Origin of the sequence: Akkermansia sp. N21116 (genome assembly GCF_029854705.2) — a bacterium.
Lineage (GTDB): Bacteria > Verrucomicrobiota > Verrucomicrobiia > Verrucomicrobiales > Akkermansiaceae > Akkermansia.
On record NZ_CP139035.1, the window covers coordinates 2,668,946 to 2,694,609 of the forward strand.

A 25,664-nucleotide genomic window follows, 5' to 3' on the forward strand; every position below is an offset into this window, starting at 1 on the left:
TCGTAGTCTTCGGTAAAATGTCATTCAATTTTCCCATTCAAGATACCGAGCCGGACGACAAAATGCTTTCCGAATTTGCGGAACGCACGCGGAAGACGTTGATTGCCAGGCTTGAAAATTGGGAAGACCAGAAGACGTGGGACGAATTCTACCGAACCTACTGGCGCCTCATTTACTCTGTCGCCCTGAAAGCCGGGCTTCGTGAAGACGAAGCCTGGGATGTTGTTCAGGAAACGATTCTTTCCATCGCCAAGCAGAGTAAAAAAAATATGTACGATCCCTCCCAGGGTTCATTCAAGCTCTGGCTCTGGAACATGACCCGCTGGCGTATCAACGATCAGTTCAGACGCCGTAAAAAAGATACAGCCATGCTCATTTCCCCCCGCCAGGAAGAATCCGACGAGCATCCGATCGAAACGATTCCCGATGAAGGCAAAAACAGCTTCGAACAACTCTGGGAGCAGGAATGGCAGAAGAATCTCATCAAAGCGGCCATTGACCGCGTCAAGGCAGTCGTCTCCCCCAAACAGTTCCAAGTATTTGACTACTATGTCCTCAGGGAATGGAATGTTTCCAAAGTTTGCAGTCATCTCGGAGTCAGCATCGCCCAGGTATACCTGGCTAAACACCGGGTCGGTGCAGCTCTAAAAAAAGAACTGAACTATCTGATGGATCAAGCTAAAGACCCATCCGATCCCAAGCATAGCAGGAAGAAGTAACGCGCCTTTTACCGCGTCCTTCCATCTCTTTTCCTTCCGGGTGGGCAGGAAACGCCTTCTCGTTTTTCTCTTGATCGGGTTCCACTTTTTTCGTTTGCCCTCGTTCTCTCACGTACCAGGGAAGAATCCCTGTTTACACCTCTCGGCGTTCCGAGACTCTGTTACTCGTATGTTACTGAATGTTACTGCCATGTTACTTAACAAAACGGCCGAATTATGGGATAAAATGATCGAATAGATCAACCCCGACAAAAGCCATGAGTTTACATATCGATATGACAAACGAAGCTGCCCATGCCATGCATATCCAAAAAATACGCAACATGGTTGCCGCAATTTCCACAGCAGTCCTCTCCACCATTCTGGGAGGACTCCTGCTTTACACAGTTGCCATCGTCATCAGGCAGCAGGACCCACCCAGTCTGGAAGCCATAACCGTCAACAATGAGCAACTCCCCCCTACTCCGGCTCCCGTAATCGCAGAACGGGCCGTCATCCGGCCCGCATCGGCCGCCGCCAATCCTCCCTCCATCATTTCATCCACCGCCTATTCTCCTGAAATAACTATTCCGTACAACGAGATCCAGAATACAGATGTCCATGATTTCAATGAATCCCTGCCCTTGTCCGCTGAAGACATGGGAGACGGCGTCGGAGTCAATACCAACTGGCAGCAAACCAGAGAATTCGGTTCCGACGTACCCGGTGGCAGCACATTGACCGGTACTTTCTACGACTTTAAACAAACCGCTGCCGGTTCCCCTACCAACATCACGCCCGACCAGGCTGCCCTTCTCATGAAGGACTTTATCACCAGCGGATGGCACGAAAGCAAGTTCGCCAAATACTACAAATCTCCGACCAAACTGTACAATTCCCACATCTTCATCACACGGCGTGCGGCAACGGAAGCCCCCAAAGCCTTCAAGTGCGAAGGCAAGGTCAAGGACAGCCGCTGGTGCGCCATTTACAGGGGCAAAGTCGCCGCTCCCAAATCGGGAACGTTCCGCTTCGTCGGCGCCGGTGACGATGCCATCGTCGTACGATTCGACGGCAAGAACGTCTTCGACTACGGGTGGTACCAGCTCACCGTTACCAAAGGCGGCGCCACTGCCGGAGGCGAATATTACAAGTACATGACCGGCCAGTCCAAGAACGACGTCATCAAAAAGGAATTACGGAAAGCCGGCATTTACAAAAACTTCCCCGTTCCCATGTACAAGTACACCGGCATGAACCACTGGAACAACGCTTTGGGCGGTCTCGCCACCGGGGCGGAATTCACCGTGGAAGCCAACAAGGTGTACCCCATCGAAATCCTCGTCTCGGAAATCCCCGGCGGAGAAATGGGAGCCATTCTCCTGATCGAAGAAATCGGAGCCAAAAAAGGACAAGCAATTCGGCAGTCCCATCCTCCCCTTGTTCCGCACCAATTACGCTTTGCCGGAACCAGCCAAAGGCGAAGCGCCGCCTTTCGATCCGGTCGGCATCATCTGGAAAGCAGTCAAATCATAATATCTCAACCGAATCCCATCTGCGCAAATAATACATCCAATACGAAAAATTCAGTCTCCGGTATCAATTGTTACCCTGTTGTTACTTTTCAAATGTCCGGATATATGCGATAAAAATGTCAGTAACACTATCACCCCGCAATAAGCTATGAGTCTACACATCAGCATGACGGACGACGCGGACAAGGCGCTACGCACCCAAAAGACGCGGAACATGCTTACCGCTCTTCTGACGGCAGTGCTTTCCACCGTGCTAGGCGGTCTTCTGCTTTACGCAGTTGCCATCGTCGTCTCTTCTCCGGAACAGCCCGAAGTCGTCGCCTATGTCGCCTCTAACGAGGAAGGCCCCCCCAACGACAATCCGGTTACGCCCGAACGCGTTACAACACGCCCCTCGGCCTCCGTACAAAACCATGCCAGTATCATTACATCCAATGCCGTCAGCGATGTAGCCATCGCCACGGTGGATATTGATACGCCCGATGTGGCCGATCTCGGTCAAAGCCTTGAACTGGGTGTCGATTTTGGAGCCGGTGTCGGTGACGATCTCGGTACGGAAGGCGGTAACTTCGGTAGCGACAAACCCGGAGGCAGCATGTTGACCGGTACTTTCTACGACTTCAAACAAACCGCTGCCGGTTCCCCTACCAACATCACGCCCGACCAGGCTGCCCTTCTCATGAAGGACTTCATCACTGGCGGATGGCACGAAAGCAAGTTCGCCAAATACTACAAATCTCCGGCTAAACTGTACAATCCCCACATCTTCATCACACGGCGTGCGGCAACGGAAGCCCCCAAAGCCTTCAAATGCGAAGGCAAGGTCAAGGACAGCCGCTGGTGCGCCATTTACAGGGGCAAAGTCGCCGCTCCCAAATCGGGAACGTTCCGCTTCGTCGGCGCCGGTGACGATGCCATCGTCGTACGATTCGACGGCAAGAACGTCTTCGACTACGGGTGGTACCAGCTCACCGTTACCAAAGGCGGCGCCACTGCCGGAGGCGAATATTACAAGTACATGACCGGCCAGTCCAAGAACGACGTCATCAAAAAGGAATTACGGAAAGCCGGCATTTACAAAAACTTCCCCGTTCCCATGTACAAGTACACCGGCATGAACCACTGGAACAACGCTTTGGGCGGCCTCGCCACCGGGGCGGAATTCACCGTGGAAGCTAACAAGGTGTACCCCATCGAGATCCTCGTCTCGGAAATCCCCGGCGGGGAAATGGGAGCCATTCTCCTGATCGAAGAAATCGGAGCCAAGGACGTCAAAAAGGACAAGCAATTCGGCAGTCCCATCCTCCCCTTGTTCCGTACCAATTACGCTTTGCCGGAACCAGCCAAAGGCGAAGCGCCTCCCTTCGACCCGGTCGGCCTCGTTTGGCCGGTGGTCAAATAAAGCCTGATCACATATAAAATCTTAACAATCTGCTGTTCGTTTACTTGAGACGAACAGCAGATTTTTTTGCTCAATCATAATCGTTTGTCTTCTGTCCATCCGGAAGGAAAAGGTTAACTCTGTTGTACCGAACCATAAAAATTGCCCGTTGGATTATTCAGATAAACCAGCCTTTCCTCTCCTCGTCATTAAGCTTCGGATTGGGGCTGAAGCCCTCATTCATAAGCTCCTCTCCTTGATACGGAAACGGAAGAAAACTTTAGGGCATCTTCCCATAGTCAATGTAAATCCGTTCGTCCTTCCGTACTTCCTTTCCCGCCAAATCCGGCCTGAAAAACACCTGTCCCTCAAACCTTGAGGAACATTTCATCCCAAGGGAACTTCCCTCTGTATGGAGTATAGAAAAGCACCGCAGGAAAACCTGCGGTGCTGAAATGCTATTGATGTGTCTGCCTTGAGGCAAACCCTGTGCCAGCGAAAAGAATTACTTCTCTTCGGAGGGGCTCCATTCTTCGCCGTTCTGCTGGAGGGCGGCAAGATTGAAGGCCTGTTCGAGGCCGACCATGTCGCTGCTCGGGCGGAGAGCTTCGAAGGAAGCGGTTTCGCGGCGGAGCTGTTCGGCGTCGTAATCCACAGCCTTGATGGAAAGGCCGATACGGCGTTCGATGCTGTCCACCTTGATCACACGGGCCTTGATTTCGTCGCCAACCTTGATGACGTCCTTGACGCGTTCCACATGTTCTTCGCTGAGCTGGGAGATGTGGATCAGACCGTCGATGTCGCCGTCGAGGTTCACGAACGCACCGAAGCTGGCAATCTTGGCAACCTGACCGGTCACCATGTCGCCAACCTTGAAGCGGTCATTGATGGATTCCCACGGATCACTTTCAAGCTGCTTGATACCGAGAGAGACACGCTGTTCGTCCTTCTTGATTTCGAGAACAACGGCTTCCACTTCGTCGCCCTTCTTGAGGACTTCGGAGGGGTGGTTGATCTTGCGGGTCCAGCTCATGTCGGAAACGTGGATCATGCCGTCGATGCCTTCTTCCAGGCCGACGAAAGCACCATAAGGAGTCAGGTTGCGCACCTGGCCCTTGATAACCGTACCGATCGGGAAACGCTTTTCGATATCGTCCCACGGATTGGCTTCGAGCTGACGCACGCCGAGGGAGATCTTCTGTTCCTTCTGGGAGATCGAGAGCACGACGGCTTCGATTTCCTGATCGAGCTTCAACACGTCGCTCGGACGCGTAATACGCTTCACCCAGGAAAGTTCGGAAACGTGCACAAGGCCTTCCACTCCCTTTTCCAGTTCGACAAATGCGCCGTAAGGAAGAAGTTTGGTCACACGGCCGCTCACTTGGGAACCGATCGGGAACTTGCGTTCGATATCGGCCCAGGGGTTTTCGGACATCTGCTTGAGACCGAGGGAAACGCGTTCCTTGTCGCGGTCGACTTCGAGGATGATGACTTCGAGAGACTGGCCAATATGGAGCATTTCGCTCGGGTGATTGACGCGGCCCCAGCTCATATCGGTAATGTGGAGCAGGCCGTCCATGCCGCGGAGATCGACGAATGCGCCGAAGTCCGTGATGTTCTTGACGATACCTTCGACCTTGTCGCCGATGTTGACGGTTTCAAGGAAGCGCTGGCGCTGTTCGGCGCGTTCGGCTTCAATGACTTCGCGGCGGGAAAGAACGATATTCTTGCGTTCGTCGTTCACCTTGACGATCTTGAATTCGTAAACTTTGCCAACGTATTCGTTGAGATCCTTCGGGGGGATGATATCCACCTGAGAACCGGGAAGGAAGGCTTCTACGCCGACATTGACCATGAGGCCGCCCTTGACGACGCTCTTGACCTTGCCCTTGACCAGACCGCCCTCGCGGTACACGGCAACGATTTTTTCCCAATTCTGCTTGTGGGCTGCTTTTTCCTTGGAAAGGACGACGATACCTTCGTCGTTTTCGAGGCGCTCAAGGAGGACTTCGATTTCGTCACCCACTTCGATTTCTTCGTCTTCGAATTCGGAGATGGAAATAGCGCCTTCGGACTTGTAGCCGATGTCCACGAGGACGACTTGGGGGCGAATATCAATGATGGTTCCGTTCACGATGGAACCTTCGCGGAGTTCGTGGAACTTGCTGTCAATCAAGTCCAACAATTCAGTGTTGCTCATTTAAGTTTGGTTGATGAGTTGATCTTTCCGTGCTTTCTCATGGCCCCGATCACCGGCGAGAATATGGGGCACCTGCCCCGCCGGGCGAAATAACGGATGGCTTCAAATACCACGTCCGGCCAAATTTGCAAGACTATTTTTGCATATCCGGCAAATCATAACACTTATATCAAACCGAATGAAAAACCGGATGAAACCTCAATCATATTCCCCTCTTTTTTCATCTCCCCGCCGATGCAGTCGACCGCCTTCCCTGAACCCTTCTTGTGCAGCGCATCAGCAACGTACGAGACATTGCTTAGACGTCATGGTCCGGGTTCCTCCTTGACTCGGGAGTCCTTCGGCTTCATCTTGCCCGCATGGTCGATTTCGATTTGAAAGCCGAGATTCTGCGACTGAAACAGGAACGCAACGCCGTCATTCTCGCCCACAGCTACCAGCGTCCGGAAATTCAAGACATTGCCGATTTCGTGGGAGATTCCCTGGCTCTTGCTTACAAGGCACAGGAAGCCGATTGCGACGTCATTGCCTTCTGCGGCGTCCACTTCATGGCTGAAACCGCCAAAATCCTGAATCCCGGGAAAACGGTCATCCTGCCCGACCTGGATGCCGGTTGTTCCCTGGAAGCCTCTTGCCCGGCGGAAGACCTCGAGTCCTTCCTCAAGGAACATGCCGACAAAAATTACTACGTCGTCGCATACGTCAATTGCTCCATCGGGGTCAAAGCTCTGGCGGACGTCATCGTCACGTCGGGCAATGCGGCTCACGTCGTTTCCCAAGCTCCGAAAGATCGTCCCATTCTCTTTGTCCCCGACCAAAACCTCGGTTCCTGGGTTATGGAACAACTCAATCGCCCGATGGACCTGTGGAACGGAGCCTGCCACGTCCACATGGAATTCACCGCACGCCAGATTCAGGAACTGAAAGCGGCCTACCCGGATGCCGCCCTCGTCTGCCATCCGGAATGCACGGAAGCCGTACGCCTTCTTGCCGACCATATCTGCTCGACGGAAAAAATGATTCCCTACTGCCGGGAAAGCACGCACAAACAGTTTATCATCGTCACCGAGGCCGGCATCCTGCACCGCCTCCGCAAGATGGTACCGGACAAGGAATTCATCAGTACGGCCACACCCCGGTGCTCCTGCAGCGAATGCTCCTACATGAAACTCAACACGCTGGAAAAGCTCCGGGACGCTCTCGCCAACCTCACCCCCGTCATCGACCTGCCGGAAGACCTCCGTCAACGCGCCGAGGCCCCCTTGCTCCGCATGCTGGAACTCTCCCGGTAACCCGCTCCCCTTCCCCACCATGATCAGGTTATCCGACCACATTGCCTCCGCCGGAGGATGGATGCCTATCGACGCATTCATGGAGCTTGCCCTTTACCATCCGGGGGAAGGATATTACAGCGCTTCCATCCAGAATATCGGTATCCGCGGAGACTTTTCCACGACAGCCACACTCTCTCCCATCCTGGCCAAGGCTCTCGTCGACAAATGGCGGCAGGCCTGTGAAACGACAGGGAAAAAACTTCCCTTTCTCGAAATAGGAGCCGGCAATGCCGCCCTCGCCATGGCCGTCATGAACGAACTCGGCTTCTGGAAACGCCTCTCCGTCCATTATCATATCGTGGAGTCTTCCCCAAACCTGAGGGACTTCCAATACCTCGCCCTCGGCAACCGCGCCACCATCCACAATAATATGGAGAAAGCCCTCAAAGCCTGTAAAGGACGCGCCTTCATCTTCTCTAACGAATTGGTGGATGCCTTCCCCGCACGGGTTTTCGAACAAACAGAAGAGGGATGGATGGAAGTCGGACTTACCGTCAAAAACGGAGCTATAGCGGAAGAACTGCGCCCCATTACCAAGCCCCCCCGGGTTTCCATTCTGGAATACTCCTGCACACGACTCGGCCAGAGGATCGAAATACACGATTCCTACGCCCATTGGTTCACCAGCTGGCTTCCCCAGTGGAAATCAGGAGTCATGACCACGATCGACTACGGAGACGACTTCCGGCAGCTTTACGCCCGCAGGCCTCACGGCACATTACGCGCCTATTACAACCACCGGATGTTCACCGGCATGGATGTCTACGCTCACCCGGGAAAAATGGACGTCACCTGCGACGTCAACTTCTCCGCGCTAAAAGACCTCTGCGCCCAATGCATCGGAGATCAAGTCGACTACCTCACCCAGCGGGATTACCTTCTGCCCTATGCCTCCGGCTCCCTTCAGGACCGCTTCCTTACCGCCGAAGCAGGAGCAGGAGCCGAATTCAAAGTCCTCATTCAAACAAGAAACTAGTCTCCTGTCGCACAATCCTGACAGCTTACGGTTCCTTGGCTGTTTCAATCTCAGGATTCGTTAAATCCAGCTTGGGATTTTGAACCTGTGACTGAATATCACATATGGAAATAACTGTGTGGTAAATGTGATCGTGTGACAAAGGTTGATTCCTGTGAGACAAAATGTTCTCTACCTGCCTGGCGTTGGTTGCCCTGTATTTATCTGAAAACCAAATACAAGCTGCAATATGTCTCTGTTCTCTGCACGTCAGAGGCCCGCAATGAGACCATCTTCCATTTTCCCCGAACGACTCCCCATGGTCAGATACGAATAACAAAACAGCTCTTTTATCCTTGAGAATCGCGATGGATCGAGCCAGAAAATCGTCAATCCCGATCACACAATTATCGTAGGCATTCAACATTCGTTCCATCGTTTCTTTCTTTTGAAACGGCGGATCGCCGTTAAAATCACATGGCCGGTATTTCTTGTACCGTTCATCACAATAATACGGGAAATGTCCCATCCCGTTTTGTAGTACGACAAGCTGCCGGGGGCTACTGTTGACCGCCTGCGACAATGCTTTCAGTGCAGGCGTGTTGCCGTATTCGCAATCCGTAACAGAATCAGCAAAAGTCGTAAACGAAGGCTGGATATGGGCCGCTGTAAAAAAGGTCATGACCCCATAATTTGACGTAATCAAAGAGCATTTGAACTTGTGCTTCTTTAACACCGATGCGAATGATTTCATTGTTGCATGTGGATGTTCTATATCGGCATTTGTCAAAATACCATAAATTGACGACGAGGTTCCCGTCTGAAAAGAATAGAAACGAGGGAATCCATAAAGATTGGGAATTTTGGAAAGTAAAGGGTTGGTCTCCCTGTCGTATCCAAAAAGAGAAAAATGATCTGCGCGTAAAGATTCCCCGATGACAAGCACAAAAACCATAGGTTCGTCTTCCCGTTCGGCATGAGATGCTAAAACAGCCGGATCTTGCGTATCGATATTCTTGAAATAATCGCGAGTATACGACAAAATTCTGTTGTATTTAAAAGCGGGACTCAGGAAGTGCTCTCTAACATTCTTCTTCCATAACCAGGAATATTCACGTTCTGCATGTTCCCTTAAAAACGGATTCTCCAAAATTTCGCGCGTCATCGTATTGCATAGAACCCATGGTTGCTTGTAGGCAAACATGCCGGGAAGAAGCAGGTAAAATACATACAAACCCAGCCACCCTCCCAAACACCACCAGTTATGGGCGACGATGAGCTTGCGGTTCAACCAGTTAATGTATAAAAAGCTTAACGACAAACAAGCCAATATTGCCAGAACAATATAGATATTAATTAACGGAAGCACCTCATTCCAAGTCGTTTGGAATGTCGCATTGACAATTGCCGGAGACAAATCAAGGGAAAAAACAATCTTGGCATATTGTAAAACAATTACTATAATATTGGCTAACGCAAAAATAATTCCGCCAACATACTTCAAGCGCGATAAAAGTAAGGTAAAAAGGAAAATCTGAACCGTCGTATAAAGTATTTTCCAAACAAGAGCCATTCCTGAGAATTCACGTACGCCGACATCAAATAAAACGACGTACAATAAAGAAACAAGCAAAGCAATTGAAAGCGGTAATTTGTTTATTGCAATCCATCGTTCCAACTGTTTCCACACCAAAGAAAAATAGTTTAAAATTTTAATTTTCCCCATAATGATTGATTTTTTAGGCATTTAGTGTTGTTGGATACATAGCGGATTGCCAAACCGCTTATTAATAATATAAGACACTAATAATGAAAACCTAATAAAACATCGAAAAAAACAACATCAATCCCCCTTGTCTGTTATTTTTTGGAATATAATTATTCCAGAGGCAGAATTTTTTTCCTTGCAAGCGGTTTGGCAATCCGTCTCACGTCAAATTTTTCTTGCAAGCGATTTATCAATCCGTTTTACTTCAAATGTCTTTAGTTCTCTTCGAAACACCCACAGAATAAACTCTATTCCCACCAGATCGGGTCTTTCGTTTCTAAAACAGACATTTCCCAACAAAATCATCATCATGCAATCATCTGCCCTTACCAAGGTTTTGCACCTGGCAATCAACCTGGAGCAATCCGTTGCCAGACGCCAGCACGTGGAAGAGCAAGCCCGAAAAGTGGGAATCCCTCTTCAAATCGTTCCCGCCGTCCATGGGAAAGACCTGTCCCCGGACAATTTGCCGGAGTATGATGTGAAAAGAAGGCTGAAGGAATTCCCCGCAGGGATGACCCTTAACGAACTCGGCTGCATTCAAAGCCATCTCAAGGCGCTGCGCCTATTTGTTGAATCGGAGTACGATTACTGCGTTGTCAACGAAGACGATGTTTCATTCCATCCCGACTTTGTTGAATTGCTGGATGAAATCCTTGAGCACACATCAGGATGGGATTGCATCAAACTCTGGACAGCTCCTCCGCATTACCATGTTCTTCCTTCCCAGGCAGGTCGCAAATGCGAATTGACTTTTCCTAAGAAATTCCCTTGGGAATCAACGAGTATTCTATACACAAAAGCCGGAGCTCAAAAAATGCTGGATGCCTTCCGCCGATACTGGCTTCCTTTCGATGGATTCCTGGCTTACGCGTGTTTCCACGGGGACTTCGTGGCTACCGGCGTCCAGCCCGATCTTGCCTGGCCCGATGAACATTTTGCTCCGATCAGCGAAATCAATCAGGACAACAACCGATCCCAAAACGACAGAAAAAAGCGTACCCTCCTGCAGTACATTTTCCACCGCTTCTGCATCATGGGGACATCCATGGGCAAGACGCGTATGCAAAAACGCATGAAAGCCTCTATCAAATTCCAGTAATACGGAAAGACGCTCAATACTTTTTACTGCTTGCCAGCGCAAACAATTTGTAGCGGGCTATTTCGAATCCTTCTATGCAAAGGTTCAATGGATTCCAACGCAACGCATGGCGCCCCTTGAACACAAAATTCGGCTTCACCTTATCCTGTTGAGCCTTAGGAGAAGCCATGTGGTCGTGAATTAAATCTACCACCTGCTGCCAGAAGTTATACTTCTCCACAAGGATACGGCGGGCTTCGCGGATAGCCGGCAGGCGTTTTTCGTATTCGTTGTTGGCAATGGCTGCCCGAATAATGCGCAAAGCTTCAGGAGGATCGTCAATAGGGATAGGAATGTAGCTGTCCTCCGGGAAGATCTCTCCGATTCTGGGATCTCCCGCATAAAAAGGCAGACACAACCCCAGAAAAGGATCGGAAATTTTGTCGGACCAATGGTAGTCGTTGATGTAATTTTCAACGGCTATGTGGTATTTGTACCGGTTCAGGGCATCGTATTTGTGGTCGAGATTCTTCACACCCCAGCCATACCAAACCATATCGTCGAGGTGATCCTGCAAATACTTGATGAGGGTATAGCGTCGAAAATGCTGCGTGTGTTTCTGCTGCTTGGCGGAACACACGGCAGAAATAGTCCTGTCTTTCGGATAGTCCGGCATGGAAAGGGATTCCTCCAGATCGTACCCTGCCATCCATCTCAGACATCCTCGCCCAAGTCTGTATCCGCGATGCGGCAGGCACCATGCCGGATGAGTTGTCAGAACATAGCCGAACTGACGGGTAAAGGGAGAACTGTAAATTTTGATGGAAGGCGGCTCTGCCGTTACCAGAATGGTTCTCTCGCGAGGACAGGCCAGCAATTCCTTCTCTCTCACAATCGTGCCGACGTCGCCCCGGGGAAAATCGTCATAGACCACCATCCAGTCGTAGTCCTTCGTCCAGGCATCATTCATGAACAGGCAATCGTCCCGAAGTACGGATTCGCCAACACCATTGGGAAACCCTCTAAGCTCGTCGCTAACAACCTTGATTTTGATGATATCTCCCATGGCGGTTCTGCTTTTTGCAATCCGGAATACAGTTTTTTGAGTCTAATTGCTCACACTCTTGTGTCAAGAACATCCCCCGGTGACGAGATATGTTCAACATGGGCAGACCAATTCTTCCCGACCGGAGCGATCAATCCGGAGCCGGAGGTCCGAATACCACCCACCACGCGTCTTTCTTTATTTGCATAAAACAGGGTATATTTCAATATATTCATTGATTTTCTTCAAATTTATTTGAAATATTAAATAGAAGCCTCACTCGTTTCTTCCTATATTCGACATTGAATTATCTTTGAAATTTTACCATCATTCCCTATATATTTTATTGATCTATTTCTCATGAATACACAATATTAGCATCAAATTCATTTCCAATCATCCTATAGCTATAATGGTATATTTTTCCGAAAATGTTCATAATCCTACAATCATAATACTTCTATAAATTTGCAAAAACACAACAATAATACGATTCGAGATATTATTCAATTATAATTGAAAATCATACAATTACAGATTTTATATCATTTCCGCGAAAATACCATTTCATACAATATGTATGACGCAAACAATATTTCTATGAACAAACTATGGAGACTTTTTACAATCAACGATCAATAAAAAATGATTCCTGAGCCTATTTTTCCTGTGGTAAGTCTGCACGTGTAAAAAACAATAATTAATATAATCTAACGCTTACAGACATTGAAGCAAGCAACAATCTCCAATCTGTTTTCCAGACGGGATTTCGAATCAAGTCTGCAATCAAGCAAAGAACCTTACCGCATATTATGAAACCCAAATTCACAGTATCCGCGATCCTGCTTCTTATGTCGGCCGCCATCACCCAGATGGGGACCGCCCAACAGGCTCAGGATCTCCATCAGGGCTCCGTTACCGACCGTCAGGAGACACAGGGAGACATCACATATACGTTGAAAGACGATTTGACTTTCTCTGACTTTCAGACAGAAGACACCATTTTCGGAGGGAGCGTTTTCTTCAATCAAATTGAGGTTGCTCACACTCCGCCCAACCAGTCAACCATGACATTTACCGGCGCGGGCATGTCCATGAGTTTCGACAATTGTTCCTCGATAAACAACACTAAATGGATCAACCCCAACGAAGGAGGCGGAGCCATCCGCGCAGAAATGCTCATCTTCACCGACATGGGGGACATTTCCTTCAACAATTGCCGATCCATCGTCAATACAGATACCAATGCCGGAGGCGCCATCAATGCCCGGGGAGACGTCACATTCTCCCAGGTGGGCAATATTTCCTTCACCAACAACACGCTTGGAAATGACGGACAGCAAGGCCAGGCTCTCGGAGGAGCCTTGTTCGCCTGGGGAACGATCAACTTCAAGAACACCGGGTCCATCCTGTTCAGCAATAATTCTACAGGGCAGTCCCCCCATGAAGACTATTCCAACATCGGCGGAGCTATTTACGCAGGGGCCTCCAACTCGGGTTCCGAAAACCTGAAGGATTACATCCCGGCCGGAGATGTCGCCGTCACGTTCCAGAACATCAATGGGAGCATTACCTTTGAGGGAAACTCCGCATGGATGGCCGGCGCCATTTACGCTTATGCGGGAACCGTTGACGGCAAGGAGGGAACCGGAGGCGGCATGAAGATAGATACGGTCGCCGGCGACGTCATCTTCAAAAACAATGTAGCTGATTCCGGCGCACTGGTTTCCGCATACAACGGCAACTACGGCGCTATTTACAGCGGCCAGGATTTGACCATTTCCAATGTACAGGGAGACCTGCGCTTTGACGGCAACAGAGCGGCCAACAATGTCGGAGCCTTTGGGGTCAGCGGCAACGTCATCCTCAACAACATCGGTTCCATTACATTCATTAATAACTCTGCCGGCAATACTTATGCCGTAGGCTGGATTACCAATGACTGGACTGTGACCAATACGGGGGACATCACCATCTCCGACAATAGTTCCGGAAAACAGATGGGAGGTATCGCCGTTTTCGGGAAAACCTCTTTTGCCTATACCGGCGATATCACCATTAAAGGCAATTCTACAGGAGGTTCCAACGGAGCGCTTCGTTTTTATGGTGATTTCAGCGTGACGAACGCAGGGGATATTTCCATCTCCGAAAACAACGCAGGCAACTATAACGGGGCATTGGAAATCAGCGGCAATACTTCCTTCACCAATACCGGGAAAATCACCATGGACGGCAACAAGGCCGGATGGGGCTACGGTGTCGGTCAATTCCAGGGCGACCTGACCTTTGCCAATACGAGAGACATCTCCATTTCCGGAAACAAATCAATAGATTACGGCTACGGAGCATTGGCAGTCAAAGGCGAAACTTCCTTCACCAATACAGGAAAGATCACCATAGACGACAACACAGCCAGATGGAATGGGGGCGCGGCCCTATTCGAAGAAGGGGTGACCTTTGCCAATACGGGAGACATCTCCATTTCCGGAAACAGCGCAGACAACTATAGCGGAGCCATGGAAGTCACGGGCGATACATCTTTCACCAATACAGGGAAGATCGCCCTGGACAACAACACGGCAGGATGGCACTACGGTGTCGGTATCTTCCGTGGAGATCTGACTTTTGCCAACACGGGGGACATCTCCATTTCCGGAAATAAATCAACGGACTACGGCTACGGAGCCTTGGTCGTAGAAGGGAAAATCTCCCTCGTCAATACCGGGAAGGTCACGATCTCCGAAAATACGGCAAAATGGGACGTAGGCGCCCTCCAAGCAAACAACGGCTTGGAATTCATCAACAACCGCGGCGGCGTACTCATTGAGAACAATGCCGTCGACGGCGTAGCTGGCGCCATGTACCTTGCTTTCCATGATGCTGTCTTTTCCGCAGATCAGGGAGATATCATCGTCAAAGGCAACACGGAAAAACGCGGAGGGGACAATCCCATCCTCAATTCCATCGTCTTCGGCACCGACGGGATCTTTTCCATGGACAGCGTTGCGCTCCGCGCCCAGGAAGGAAATTCGGTAACCTTTTACGATCCATTCCGCAATGGAGGTGACGGCGCCGAATATGACAACATCGCTTTTGACCTGAACAAGTCCGAAGATGTGGATGCCACTCCGTATGACGGAACTGCTCCGGAATTCGCGGGAACCATCCGATTCTCCGGTGCGGAAGCAGACAAACTGATCACTCAGGCAGAAGGAGAATCGGAAGCAGACTGGCAAAAGCGCCTGGATGAATCCAAATACTTCAACGTAAGCGGCAAAACTACGTTGTACGACGGAACGCTGATTCTGGAAGACGGAGTCACCTACGGAAACAGCGATCTCTCCAAGGACTCCTCCTTCACCGTCAAGAAGGGCACCCTGGAAATTACGGGCAACAGTTCCGTAAACAGCAACGCAATTGCTCTGGAAAGCGGAGTCACTCTGAGAACCGGACGAGGAGCTACGTTCCGAGCCGACACCGTTGACATCAGCAAGGGAGTCATCTTTGACTTCCGTCCCTTCATGGACGATTACAGCTCCGGCCTGCACATCGAACAGGCCAGCAGCCACACCATGGGCGGACTGATGGGCGTCGCCGACTCCCTGAGCGATTATGCCCATAACCGCTGGGCCACGGAACAGCACTTCCTTGCCATCTCTATCGGCGACGAAGCCCTTCCCGGTACCACCGGGGACTTTGACGACATTTACTCCTCCGCTACCGGAACGAATGTAGTCGACTCCCCCTACACATATGCGGGGTACTGGACCAAGGAATGGACAGACGAAGACGGAGACGGAATCAACGAGCACTTGTATGCCGTATGGAATCCCACCGCCAAGATCAAAGAAATCCTTCCGGAACTGGCCGGTTCGGATATCGGCAACTCCATGTGGAGCTCCGCGTCCAATATCAAATCCGTCTCCAACGCTGCGTTGGGACAGGTTGGTATTACCCGCTTCCTGCTGGGACCGGAAAACAACTTCTGGATCAAGGGACTGGGTGACTTCACCTACCACGCCACACACAACGGCATCGACGGCTATGACTACAATGGCGGCGGATACGCCGTAGGCGCAGACCGCAGATTCACTCCCAATACCATTCTGGGCGCCGCCTTCGGCAATCTGTATGGCACGAACAAGAGCCGCACCTGGATCAGCGAAGTGGACCAAACTTCCTACACAGCCCTGCTGTACGGAGCATGGAGAAAGCAGTTGTCTCCCAACAATGCGATCACCATCAACGGTTCCGCGGGATTCGGCTGGGTCACCAACAAGCTGGACTCCTACTATGAAGGAGGAGCCTCCCATGGCAAATGGCAAAACCGGATGGGATTCGCCACTCTCCAGGCAACCTGGGATCACAACCTGAACAAGAGCTGGACGCTCTCCCCGTTCCTGGGTATCGAATATACTCAGGTGAACCAGAATTCATTCACGGAAACCGGATATGACGCCCGGCATTTCGACCGTGGAGACCTGAAGAACCTGAGCCTTCCCGTAGGTGTCGGAATCAGCAAGTCCATCCAGTTCAGCAACGGCGTTCAGTGGGTCAACAGCTTGGCTGTCAGTTACGTCCCCGACGTCATGCGCAACGATCCGAAAACCCAGGCTACTCGCTTGTTGAATGACTTCACCTGGACTTCCAGAGGGGTTCGTCCGGATCGCAATGCCGTGCGAGTCAATTACAACAGTACCCTTGTAATCAATCCCCGCTGGACGACGTACGCCGGCTATGAATTCGAAGGTAGGAACAAGTCAACCTACCACAGAGTCAATGCCGGGGTAAGCTACGCCTTCTAAGTCGTACATCATCTTCCGGAGTCCGCTCCGGAATCCCCCGAGATCAACGGGATGCAGCCAGAACCGGTTGCATCCCGTTTTATTGTCGGGGAAAACAAGTTCACTCCCCATTCCCGGACACAATGCGGGAACGGTTCACTCCGTATCGGATGACTCCGAAGGAAATCCAGTACACGGCGGAGCCGATCAGCGACCACTGCAACGCGGCCAGAGATGCGTCGATCCACATTTCAATGGCTTGATCCATACGCCCGGGAAGAATCCTAGCAAAAGTCGCCTCATTCATCGGGAAAGAGCCCGTCCAGGCAAGTTCGTACATGCAGATCAAGGTAATAAGCAGGGACATCGTCAGGGGACGATGGTACGTACGGGGAACAAAAAGAGCAGCCAAGGCAAATGCGGCAAAAAGAGACAGGTTCAGGAAAAACAGAATCCACCAGCTCCCTGAATCGGCCTCGCGAATACCGCTGAAAGCAGGCAGTACATAGTACGACACGCCTACAATGGCCAGAAGGCTTACCAGAAACGGAACATTGACAAGAAGTTTTCTCATGGAACAACTCATGGACATTTCCCCATGCAGAAGCAAGCCCATTCCGGTCAACTGGCAATCTTTCCGACCGGTCCGCCGTTCCGAAGCATCAAAAGCAGGAAATGAGGCTATGTGGACTTAGGCGCTTGTTTGTCTTGATTGAACGAGTCATGTTCACTATGTTGTCCGCCGTCATGTCCGAGCGAAAGAAACCTTATCCTTTTGACCTTTTTGAACCCAAGTGGCAACAAATCTGGGAGGAACGCAAAACCTTCAAAGTAGCCAATCCCGGCGATCCCGGTTTCGATGCATCCAAGCCAAAATTCTATGCCTTGGACATGTTCCCCTATCCCAGCGGAGCCGGGCTGCACGTCGGCCACCCGGAAGGCTACACCGCTACCGACATCATTTCGCGTTTCAAGCGAATGAACGGATTCAACGTCCTGCATCCGATGGGGTGGGATTCCTTCGGGCTGCCTGCCGAACAGTATGCCATCAAAACAGGACAACACCCGGAAATCACAACCAGGCAGAATATCGACAACTTCCGCCGCCAGCTCAAAATGCTGGGATTCTCCTACGACTGGGACCGCGAAATTGCGACCACGGATGCCCAATACGTCCGCTGGACCCAGTGGATCTTCCTGAAACTCTATAATTCCTATTACGACAAGGAATCCCGCAAGGCTCGTCCCATTGCCGAACTGGAAGCCAAGGGACTGACCCGCGATGAAATCGATGACCGGCGCCTGGCCTATGTCGCCGAAGTATCCGTCAACTGGTCTCCGGAACTCGGCACAGTCCTTTCCAACGAAGAGGTAGAAGAATGGCGTTCCAAAGGCAACACGGTCGAACGCCGTCCTCTGCGCCAGTGGATGCTTCGCATTACCGACTATGCGGAACGTCTGATTGACGAACTCGAACCTCTCGACTGGCCGGAATCCATCAAAATGCTCCAGCGCAACTGGATCGGCAAATCCGAAGGAGCCGAAGTCGATTTCGACATAGACGGCAATAAAGTAACCGTTTATACAACCCGCCCGGATACCCTGTTCGGAGCCACCTACATGGTGCTTGCTCCGGAACACGAACTTGTCGCCCAAATCACGACTCCGGACCGGAAACAAGCCGTCGACGACTACCGGGCTGCATGCTCCGGCAAAAGCGATCTGGAACGTACGGAAACCGCCAAGGATAAAACAGGCGTTTTCACCGGAGCCTACGCTGCCAATCCCGTCAATGGTGACAAAATCCCCGTCTGGATCGCCGACTACGTGTTGACCGGCTACGGAACGGGCGCCATCATGGCCGTACCCGCACACGACGAACGCGATTTTGCCTTTGCCACCAAATTCGGCCTGCCGATTCTTCAAGTCGTCCAGCCGCCATCCGCCGACGAAGATTGGAGAGGCTATTGCGGCTATGACGGTACCAGCGTCAACTCCGGATTCCTCACCGGCCTGCCCACAAGAGAGGCCAAGGCCAGAATGATCGACTGGCTGGAAGAACAGGGAGTCGGCCGGCGCAAAGTCAATTACAAGCTCCGTGACTGGCTCTTCTCCCGCCAGCGCTACTGGGGGGAACCCTTCCCCATCGTGTGGGAAGACGGACACCACCACGCCATCTCCGAATCCGAATTGCCCCTGCTACAACCGGAAATGGAAGATTTCAAGCCCACGGGCGACCCCCGCGGCCCCTTAATCAAGGCAACCGAATGGATGCAGTATTCGCCGACAGCCCAGCGAGAAACCAACACGATGCCCCAGTGGGCCGGTTCCTGCTGGTACTATCTCCGTTACCTCGACCCAAACAATTCGGAACAATTCATCTCCCCGGAAGTCGAGCAATACTGGATGGGAGCCAACCATAACCCGGGAGGCATCGACCTCTATGTCGGCGGTACGGAACACGCCGTCCTTCACCTTCTCTACGCTCGTTTCTGGCACAAAGTACTCTTCGACCTCGGCTATCTGACGACCAACGAGCCCTTCCAGAAACTCGTCAACCAGGGGCTCATCCTGGGTGAAGACGGACAAAAAATGTCCAAATCCCGGGGTAACGTCGTCAATCCTGACGATATTGTCCAGGAATACGGAGCGGACGCCCTGCGTCTGTACGAAATGTTCATGGGACCGCTCAAGGACGTCAAACCTTGGGCAACCAAAGGAGTCGAAGGCATCTCCCGCTTCCTGGCCCGCGTATGGCGCGTGGCCTTCATGGAAAACCAGGAAGGCATTTGGACGCCCTCCGGCAAGATCGTTGCATCCCTTCCGAACGACAAACGCCTCGCCGTGTCCAAGGAAGTGCACAAGACCATCCGCAAAGTGACGGAAGACATCGAAGCCATGTCCTTCAATACGGCCATCTCCAAAATGATGGAATGCGTCAACGCCATGACATCCGCCGATGCCATCGTTCTGGAAGACTACGTCAACCTGCTCATCCTCCTGAATCCTTTTGCACCGCATATCACGGAAGAAATCTACTCCCGTCTCTGCGACTCGTTCCCGTCCTTGCCGCGCACTCAGCTTTGCGAACACGCATGGCCGGCATGCGACGAGGCCATGCTCCGGGAAGACACCGTCACTCTCGTCGTTCAAGTCAACGGCAAACTCAGGGACAAACTGGAAGTCCCCGCCGGAATCAGCCGCGAAGATGCTGAAAAAATGGCACTGGAATCACCGAAGATCAAAACCTATACGGACGGCAATACGATCCGCAAAGTCATTGTCGTACCAGGACGACTCATCAATATCGTCGTGACTCCCAACGCCTGATTCATCCCCGCCAGACACCAAAATCCCATGAGTACGCTCATTGCGCCATCACTGCTCGCCGCCGATTTCACTAGAATCGGGGAAGAGTCACGCCGCGCATTCGCCGCCGGAGCGGACTGGCTCCATCTCGACATTATGGACGGTCACTTCGTAGACAACATCTCATTCGGCCCTGCCGTGTGTTCTGCCGTCCGCGAAGCCGTCGGCCCGGAAGCTTTTCTCGACGCCCACCTGATGATTGAACGACCTGATCATTACTTCGACCGTTTCGTCAAAGCCGGAGTCAACCTGATCAGCATCCACGTCGAACTCGGTGACGAATACTACCTCCACGACACCTTGCGTCGCATCCGCGAAGCGGGCGTCTTGAACGGCATTGCCATCAACCCGGCCACGCCATTTGAAAAAGTTGTTCCCTACCTGGGGGAAATCGACCTCCTGCTTGTCATGTCGGTCGTTCCCGGTTTTGGTGGACAGTCCTTCATGCCGGAAGTCCTTTATAAAACCCAGAAAGCGGCAAAATGGAAGGAAGAACACGGAGCTTCCTTCCATATCCAAATGGACGGAGGCATCGGATCCGGCAATGCATCCTTCTGCACCCAGGCCGGAGCCAATGTTCTCGTCGCCGGTTCCTCCACCTTCAAAGCCAGTGACATGGCTATGGCCATCAACGAACTCAGACACAGATACTGAGAGAAAACCACTGTCTGATCCCAAAGGGGAATTCCGTTCAGGACGGGGTTCCCCTCATTTGTTTGTCACAATATCTCTTGCTTGTAGTTGATCTTCATGCCCGAATAAGCTAGGTTCGCTGTGAGCGCAAGCATATGCAAGCGCCTTCCGCCCTTCTGCCTATACAGGATATGTCAGAACTCAGCTCACAGAGCCCGCACAGGCACAACATCGCCAACAAGCGCCGCCATACAGCCTACTCCAAGAAAAGCCGTTTCAAAAAGTTTTTGAAACTGCTGGTGTTAGGTACATTGATCCTTGGCGTCCTGGGGGCCCTGGCGGGATGGGGCCTCTACTCATTCGTCACGGAACGTTACGAAAAGTGGGCTATGGAATTCGATCTCGAACGAATCAACGATCTCGAAAAACCCAGCATTATCTATGACCGCAACGGCGAAGAAATAGGCCGTATCTACGTCGAAAACCGCAGTTACGTGACCTTGGACAAAGTATCGCCTAACATGATCAATGCCCTCATCGCCCAGGAAGATTCCCGCTTCCGGGAACATCCCGGCTATGACTTGATCGGCATGTCCCGCGCCGCACTGGAACTTCTGCGCGCCAACGGAGACGTCAACCAGGGGGCATCCACCATCACCCAGCAACTCGCTCGAAACGCCTACGATCTCAAGTCTCGCGCCCTTGCACGGGGAGAAAACGGGTTCGGGCGAAAAATCGTTGAAATCTTCCTCGCCAAACGTATTACGGAACGATACAGCAAGGATCAGGTGCTCGAATTCTACCTGAACCGCGTCTACCTCGGCAGCGGTTACTACGGCATCCGTTCCGCCTCCCTCGGCTATTTCGGCAAAGAACCCTCCGAACTAACTACCCGGGAAGCCGCATCCATTGCCGCTTTGATCAAAAACCCCAACGGTCTCTCCCCATTGCGCTCTCCGGAAAAAAACCTGAAATGGCGCAACCACGTTTTGGAGCGTATGGCCAAAGCCGGCTACATTACATTAGAAGAAACGGAACGTTTGAAAAACATGCCCTTGGGCCTCAATCCCAAACCCCTTCAGCGCAAAGTTTCCCACATCTACGAACGCATCGCCAACCAGATCACCCAGTACCTGGGAGAAGACAGGGTCAATGCCGCCGGACTTAAAATTTACACGACACTCGATAAAAATCTCCAGGAAACTTCCGAAACAGCACTGCGCCAGGCCTTGGAAACCATCGAAGCCCGCCCCGGATACAAGCACATCAAAGCTTCTTCCTTCCAGAACGGGCAGGATACCCCGCCTGCCTATTTGGAAGGCTCCGTCCTCATCGTCGACAATGCCACGGGAGCCATCCTCGCCTACCATGGAGGCAGGGACTACAACAAACGCCAATACGATGCCATTGAACTGGGAGCCCGCCCCCCCGGTACGTCTATTCTTCCCATCCTGTACGCTACGGCATTCGATTCCGGCTATTCCCCGGCCTCCAAAGTACTCGACGACGCCATCGACAACCGACTCACCGGAATCGGCGGAGTGGAAGGCATCCTCGGAGAATGGGGCACGGAAACGCCCAAAAGCCGTTACGAAGGTAATATTACTTCGCGAGAAGCCCTTTCCCAATCGAAAATAGCCGCATCTTTGCGTCTCGGCATGGAACTCGGTCCCAAGCCCTTCATCAAAAAAATGCAGGAATTCGGCATTCGAAAACCAATCCGCGAAGCCGGGACCGAGGTCAATCCCGTCTATCGCCCACGTATCTATGTCGGTACGGAACCGGCTTCCCTCAAGGAAATGACGATGGCCTTCACCGCCATCCCCAACGGAGGAGAACGCCCGGAGAACCTTTACTTCCTCGACCGCGTAGAAGACGAAACCGGCTACGTCATCTGGGAATCCCCCCAGGCATTGGGCGACCGGAAAAAAGTCCGGGCCACCACATCGGCTACAGCCTTCCAACTTCACTCCATCCTCCAAGACTCCCTTAAGCGCGGGTCTGCCAGCAAAGTAGCCCCTCTGCTGCCAGAAAAATTCAACGGCGCCATCAAAACGGGAACCACCTACAACTTCGCCGACAACTGGATGTTCGGATATGATTCCAGAATCACCTGCGGGATCTGGATCGGTTTTCTCGAAGGCAAAAAGCCCATTTACGACGGCGCTTTTTCCTCCGATACCTGCGGTAAAGCCATGGCGAAAATACTCGATGCGACCGTCCGCATCTTCCCAGCCAAGGAACTCACGCCGCCCGATACTGTAGAAAGCGTGGAAATTTGTACCAAATCCGGAATGCGGGCTACCCGAAACTGCTATGAACAGGAAGCTGACGACAACGGAACCAATCCCAAATACCGTCTGACCACGATCACGGAATACCTCCGCAAGGGCGATCTTAGCCTTCCCTTCTGCAACTTGCACGGGGAAGAGTCTATCTCCTTGGAAATGTTCGCCAGTTCTGCCGGACCCGGCAGTAAAGCCCGTATCCTGCCCGTCATTCCAATTCTGCCGCGTCAAGCCGCCCTGCTTGGCAAAGACCCCTATCACACGGAGCAAATTACCGCACCGTCGCGCCGCAACTACGATTTCCTTCCCTCCAATGCGAACGAAGCACCTGCCGCACAGGCAATCGAAGACGAATCTTCCATCTACGATTCCTCCGAATCGACCATCTCTCTGCCGGCCCCTAAGTCGATACACCTAGACATGCCCGACATCGAGTAAACAGAGCCATCGCATCCTCTTTCCAGTTCATTTTCTCCACCGCCATGAGTACAAAAGCCCTCGCCCTGACTCAGGAAAAAGCCCTCGAAATCAACCTGGAACGTAATATTTACGGTACATTTGCCGAGATCGGAGCCGGGCAGGAAACCGCTAACTGGTTCTTCCGAGCCTCCGGTGCCGCCGGTACGGTCGCTAAAACAATTTCCGCCTATGACATGACCGTCAGCGATACGTTGTACGGCCCCGTCAAACGCTATGTTTCCATAGAACGCCTCAAGGGAATGCTGGATTATGAATACCGCCAGCTCGTCCATCGCCTGGGTAACACAAAAGGCCAGGACACCCGATTCTTCGCTTTCTGTAACACAGTCAAAGTCAAAGGATACAGGGACAAAGGCCCATGGCATGGCTGGATCGGCGTCCGTTTTCAGCTTCGTCCGGGAGCTCCCCCTTCCGACCTTATTGTCCACGTCAACATGAATGTCCCCTCTCATTCATTGCAAATGAGGGACTTAGGAATTTTGGGCGTCAATGTTCTCTATGCGGTCTATCACAAAAGGGACCGCCTTGTAGAATTTGTCGAATCCCTGATGGACAACATTGACCCGTCCAGTATGGAAATCGATGTCCTTCGCTTTGAAGGCCATGGATTTTCCAAGGTAGACAACAGGCTCTTCGCCATGCAGCTCGTCAAATCCGGCTTAACGGAATCTACTCTCTTTCTCCCGAACGGTGAAGTAGCCCAGGCAGCCGACGTGCTCTACAAACGTCCTTTGGTCGTCATGCGCGGTAGTTTCGATCCCGTTTGCAAGTTGCACCTCGAAGTCATGGATGCCGTCCGCAAAACCTTCCTGGCCCAGGTAGACGAAAAGACGCGGGCCAACTGCATGGACATCTGCGAAATCTCCATGAACAACCTCCTGCGGGGAGACGACGTAGACCATCTGGACTTCCTCTACCGCGCCGATAGCCTCAAGGAACTCGGCAAAACCGTTCTCATCACCAGAATGACCCGTTTTGACCGCCTATCGGAACTCCTAGGCCATTTCACGCGGGAGCCCATCGCCATTTCTCTTTCCATCGGCCTTCTCAATGAATTGTTTAAGGAAAAATGGACGCGAGATATTCCCGGCGGTATTCTCGAATCCTTCGGACGTACTTTCCAACACAAGACACGCCTCTACGTTTCCCCTTGGCTTAACAGAAAATCCGGAGAATTTGTCACGGCCCGTACTTTCCGCGCCCCGGAACAGTACCAGTACCTCTACCAGCACTTCCTCGCCAACAATCTTGTTATAGACGTCCCCTTCTTCAATGAAACACTCCTGCGGAAAACTCCGCGCGACATCCAGCGCATGATCGCAGAAGACGACCCCGCCTGGAAAGATCTCGTTCCCGAAGAAGCACACCGTTCCGCCTTGCATCTCAAGTAAAGGGTACCTCTCCCCATTCCCCCAAGACGCAAGAGAACGCGCCATTACCGGAAATTATTCCTCGTACTCCGACCAGGACGAACTCGTTTCCCAGACGCGCACGCGCTCCAGCCGCACCACTTGCCGTACCGGCCACTCGTATGCTCCAGCCTTACCATGCTCCAAGGCTTCTTTTGCATGGAAGAAAATTGTCCGGGCCATCACTTCGCTCGTCGGATCGACGGAATCGAAGCCAATGACACGATCGCCATACGTCTGCTTGAAGATTCCGTACAGAGGATCATCCGTATTGACGCACAAAGAATGATCAAACTGATTGATAAATTCTCCCATCATCGATTTGATCACCTTGAAATCCATTACCATGTCGCTGGCATCCAAAGTATCAGCGATAAAAACCATCTCCACGGCACGCGTATGACCATGGGGGAATTTGCAATTGCCCGGATGCTTGGACAACATATGTCCGCTTTCCACTTCAATCCTCTTGCAGATACGATACATGACATCGGTATTGTGCTGTTATGCCTCCCTCCCGTCAATCTTTCATCCCCGCATCCCGGGCAATTCGACTGGCGGCATCCATGAACTGATGTCTCCTCCGGTAAAAGCCTCCATGTCATGGCAAACATTTTCCCCCGGACATCCCCATGCGGAAGATTCCTACTAAAATGTAATTCCAGCCATCAAATTGAACCTCCAACTGCGACATTCAAAACGGC

The 25,664-nt window shown here is 51.8% G+C and carries 17 protein-coding genes; 12 read left to right on the forward strand and 5 right to left on the reverse strand.

All coding sequences use genetic code 11. The annotated features are described in order from the left end of the window. Positions 1 to 17: 17 nt before the first annotated feature. The 3 genes from QET93_RS10175 (at position 18) to QET93_RS10185 (ending at position 3,635) form a co-directional block, all read left to right on the forward strand. Positions 18 to 719, forward strand: a complete 702-nt coding sequence (locus QET93_RS10175; protein WP_280131862.1) for a sigma-70 family RNA polymerase sigma factor — start codon at positions 18 to 20, stop codon at positions 717 to 719. 257 nt (positions 720 to 976) lie between these two features. Then, the gene (locus QET93_RS10180) at positions 977 to 2,347 is read left to right on the forward strand and encodes a PA14 domain-containing protein (protein WP_280131861.1); all 1,371 of its coding nucleotides are present in this window, start codon (positions 977 to 979) and stop codon (positions 2,345 to 2,347) included. A gap of 34 nt (positions 2,348 to 2,381) precedes the next feature. Beyond that, the gene (locus QET93_RS10185; protein WP_280125570.1) at positions 2,382 to 3,635 is read left to right on the forward strand and encodes a PA14 domain-containing protein; all 1,254 of its coding nucleotides are present in this window, start codon (positions 2,382 to 2,384) and stop codon (positions 3,633 to 3,635) included. Positions 3,636 to 4,119: 484 nt separating this feature from the next. On the opposite strand, the gene rpsA is transcribed toward QET93_RS10185, so the two are convergent. Further along, positions 4,120 to 5,814: a 30S ribosomal protein S1 gene (gene rpsA / locus QET93_RS10190; RefSeq protein WP_280125569.1), complete on the reverse strand. Its 1,695-nt coding sequence runs from the start codon at positions 5,812 to 5,814 to the stop codon at positions 4,120 to 4,122. 359 nt (positions 5,815 to 6,173) lie between these two features. Between rpsA and nadA the strand changes: the two genes are divergently transcribed. Together nadA and QET93_RS10200 are read left to right on the forward strand one after the other, a co-directional pair. Beyond that, entirely contained in the window at positions 6,174 to 7,106 is a 933-nt protein-coding gene (nadA, locus tag QET93_RS10195) for a quinolinate synthase NadA (RefSeq protein WP_280125568.1), read from the forward strand. A gap of 19 nt (positions 7,107 to 7,125) precedes the next feature. Then, positions 7,126 to 8,124 (forward strand): SAM-dependent methyltransferase, encoded by a 999-nt coding sequence (locus QET93_RS10200; RefSeq protein ID WP_280125567.1) that lies wholly within the window; start codon positions 7,126 to 7,128, stop codon positions 8,122 to 8,124. Between the two features lie 25 nt (positions 8,125 to 8,149). Here the strand turns inward: QET93_RS10200 and QET93_RS10205 are convergent, their stop codons facing one another. Further along, positions 8,150 to 9,850 (reverse strand): phosphoethanolamine transferase, encoded by a 1,701-nt coding sequence (locus tag QET93_RS10205; protein ID WP_280131860.1) that lies wholly within the window; start codon positions 9,848 to 9,850, stop codon positions 8,150 to 8,152. A gap of 331 nt (positions 9,851 to 10,181) precedes the next feature. Here QET93_RS10205 and QET93_RS10210 point away from each other — a divergent pair, with 331 nt between their 5' ends. Next, on the forward strand, positions 10,182 to 10,973 hold the full coding sequence (locus tag QET93_RS10210; protein WP_280125565.1) for a glycosyltransferase family 25 protein: 792 nt from the start codon (positions 10,182 to 10,184) through the stop codon (positions 10,971 to 10,973). Positions 10,974 to 10,986: 13 nt separating this feature from the next. On the opposite strand, the gene QET93_RS10215 is transcribed toward QET93_RS10210, so the two are convergent. Continuing rightward, positions 10,987 to 12,018 (reverse strand): hypothetical protein, encoded by a 1,032-nt coding sequence (locus QET93_RS10215; RefSeq protein ID WP_280131859.1) that lies wholly within the window; start codon positions 12,016 to 12,018, stop codon positions 10,987 to 10,989. 791 nt (positions 12,019 to 12,809) lie between these two features. Between QET93_RS10215 and QET93_RS10220 the strand changes: the two genes are divergently transcribed. Continuing rightward, positions 12,810 to 16,802: an autotransporter domain-containing protein gene (locus QET93_RS10220; protein ID WP_280131858.1), complete on the forward strand. Its 3,993-nt coding sequence runs from the start codon at positions 12,810 to 12,812 to the stop codon at positions 16,800 to 16,802. 100 nt (positions 16,803 to 16,902) lie between these two features. Here the strand turns inward: QET93_RS10220 and QET93_RS10225 are convergent, their stop codons facing one another. Continuing rightward, complete coding sequence (locus QET93_RS10225; protein ID WP_280131857.1) at positions 16,903 to 17,355, reverse strand: hypothetical protein; 453 nt, start codon at positions 17,353 to 17,355, stop codon at positions 16,903 to 16,905. A 173-nt stretch (positions 17,356 to 17,528) separates the two neighbouring features. Here QET93_RS10225 and leuS point away from each other — a divergent pair, with 173 nt between their 5' ends. The 4 genes from leuS to QET93_RS10245 all read left to right on the forward strand — a co-directional run bounded on the left by leuS (position 17,529) and on the right by QET93_RS10245 (position 24,942). Further along, positions 17,529 to 20,111, forward strand: coding sequence for a leucine--tRNA ligase (gene leuS, locus QET93_RS10230; protein ID WP_345783043.1), 2,583 nt, complete (start codon positions 17,529 to 17,531; stop codon positions 20,109 to 20,111). Between the two features lie 27 nt (positions 20,112 to 20,138). After that, positions 20,139 to 20,804 (forward strand): ribulose-phosphate 3-epimerase, encoded by a 666-nt coding sequence (gene rpe, locus QET93_RS10235; RefSeq protein ID WP_280131856.1) that lies wholly within the window; start codon positions 20,139 to 20,141, stop codon positions 20,802 to 20,804. Between the two features lie 170 nt (positions 20,805 to 20,974). Then, the gene (locus QET93_RS10240; RefSeq protein WP_280131855.1) at positions 20,975 to 23,509 is read left to right on the forward strand and encodes a transglycosylase domain-containing protein; all 2,535 of its coding nucleotides are present in this window, start codon (positions 20,975 to 20,977) and stop codon (positions 23,507 to 23,509) included. Between the two features lie 44 nt (positions 23,510 to 23,553). Continuing rightward, positions 23,554 to 24,942, forward strand: a complete 1,389-nt coding sequence (locus QET93_RS10245; protein WP_280125557.1) for a TonB-dependent receptor — start codon at positions 23,554 to 23,556, stop codon at positions 24,940 to 24,942. A 54-nt stretch (positions 24,943 to 24,996) separates the two neighbouring features. On the opposite strand, the gene QET93_RS10250 is transcribed toward QET93_RS10245, so the two are convergent. Beyond that, a complete protein-coding gene (locus QET93_RS10250) occupies positions 24,997 to 25,446 on the reverse strand; it encodes a 6-carboxytetrahydropterin synthase (RefSeq protein WP_280131854.1) in 450 nt (149 codons plus the stop codon). Between QET93_RS10250 and QET93_RS10255 the strand changes: the two genes are divergently transcribed. Then, positions 25,445 to 25,612: a hypothetical protein gene (locus QET93_RS10255; protein WP_280131853.1), complete on the forward strand. Its 168-nt coding sequence runs from the start codon at positions 25,445 to 25,447 to the stop codon at positions 25,610 to 25,612. The genes QET93_RS10250 and QET93_RS10255 overlap by 2 nt on opposite strands. The last annotated feature ends 52 nt before the right edge of the window (positions 25,613 to 25,664 follow it).

Excerpts from the sequence above, each read along its gene's own strand:
- QET93_RS10180 (WP_280131861.1), top strand. The coding sequence starts at position 977 with ATGAGTTTACATATCGATATGACAAACGAAGCTGCCCATGCCATGCAT.
- QET93_RS10250 (WP_280131854.1), bottom strand. The coding sequence starts at position 25,446 with ATGTATCGTATCTGCAAGAGGATTGAAGTGGAAAGCGGACATATGTTG.
- QET93_RS10175 (WP_280131862.1), top strand. The coding sequence starts at position 18 with ATGTCATTCAATTTTCCCATTCAAGATACCGAGCCGGACGACAAAATG.
- QET93_RS10215 (WP_280131859.1), bottom strand. The coding sequence starts at position 12,018 with ATGGGAGATATCATCAAAATCAAGGTTGTTAGCGACGAGCTTAGAGGG.
- QET93_RS10245 (WP_280125557.1), top strand. The coding sequence starts at position 23,554 with ATGAGTACAAAAGCCCTCGCCCTGACTCAGGAAAAAGCCCTCGAAATC.
- QET93_RS10205 (WP_280131860.1), bottom strand. The coding sequence starts at position 9,850 with ATGCCTAAAAAATCAATCATTATGGGGAAAATTAAAATTTTAAACTAT.
- QET93_RS10225 (WP_280131857.1), bottom strand. The coding sequence starts at position 17,355 with ATGAGAAAACTTCTTGTCAATGTTCCGTTTCTGGTAAGCCTTCTGGCC.
- QET93_RS10255 (WP_280131853.1), top strand. The coding sequence starts at position 25,445 with ATGACATCGGTATTGTGCTGTTATGCCTCCCTCCCGTCAATCTTTCAT.
- QET93_RS10200 (WP_280125567.1), top strand. The coding sequence starts at position 7,126 with ATGATCAGGTTATCCGACCACATTGCCTCCGCCGGAGGATGGATGCCT.
- leuS (WP_345783043.1), top strand. The coding sequence starts at position 17,529 with ATGTCCGAGCGAAAGAAACCTTATCCTTTTGACCTTTTTGAACCCAAG.
- QET93_RS10220 (WP_280131858.1), top strand. The coding sequence starts at position 12,810 with ATGAAACCCAAATTCACAGTATCCGCGATCCTGCTTCTTATGTCGGCC.
- rpsA (WP_280125569.1), bottom strand. The coding sequence starts at position 5,814 with ATGAGCAACACTGAATTGTTGGACTTGATTGACAGCAAGTTCCACGAA.
- QET93_RS10240 (WP_280131855.1), top strand. The coding sequence starts at position 20,975 with ATGTCAGAACTCAGCTCACAGAGCCCGCACAGGCACAACATCGCCAAC.
- rpe (WP_280131856.1), top strand. The coding sequence starts at position 20,139 with ATGAGTACGCTCATTGCGCCATCACTGCTCGCCGCCGATTTCACTAGA.
- QET93_RS10210 (WP_280125565.1), top strand. The coding sequence starts at position 10,182 with ATGCAATCATCTGCCCTTACCAAGGTTTTGCACCTGGCAATCAACCTG.
- QET93_RS10185 (WP_280125570.1), top strand. The coding sequence starts at position 2,382 with ATGAGTCTACACATCAGCATGACGGACGACGCGGACAAGGCGCTACGC.
- nadA (WP_280125568.1), top strand. The coding sequence starts at position 6,174 with ATGGTCGATTTCGATTTGAAAGCCGAGATTCTGCGACTGAAACAGGAA.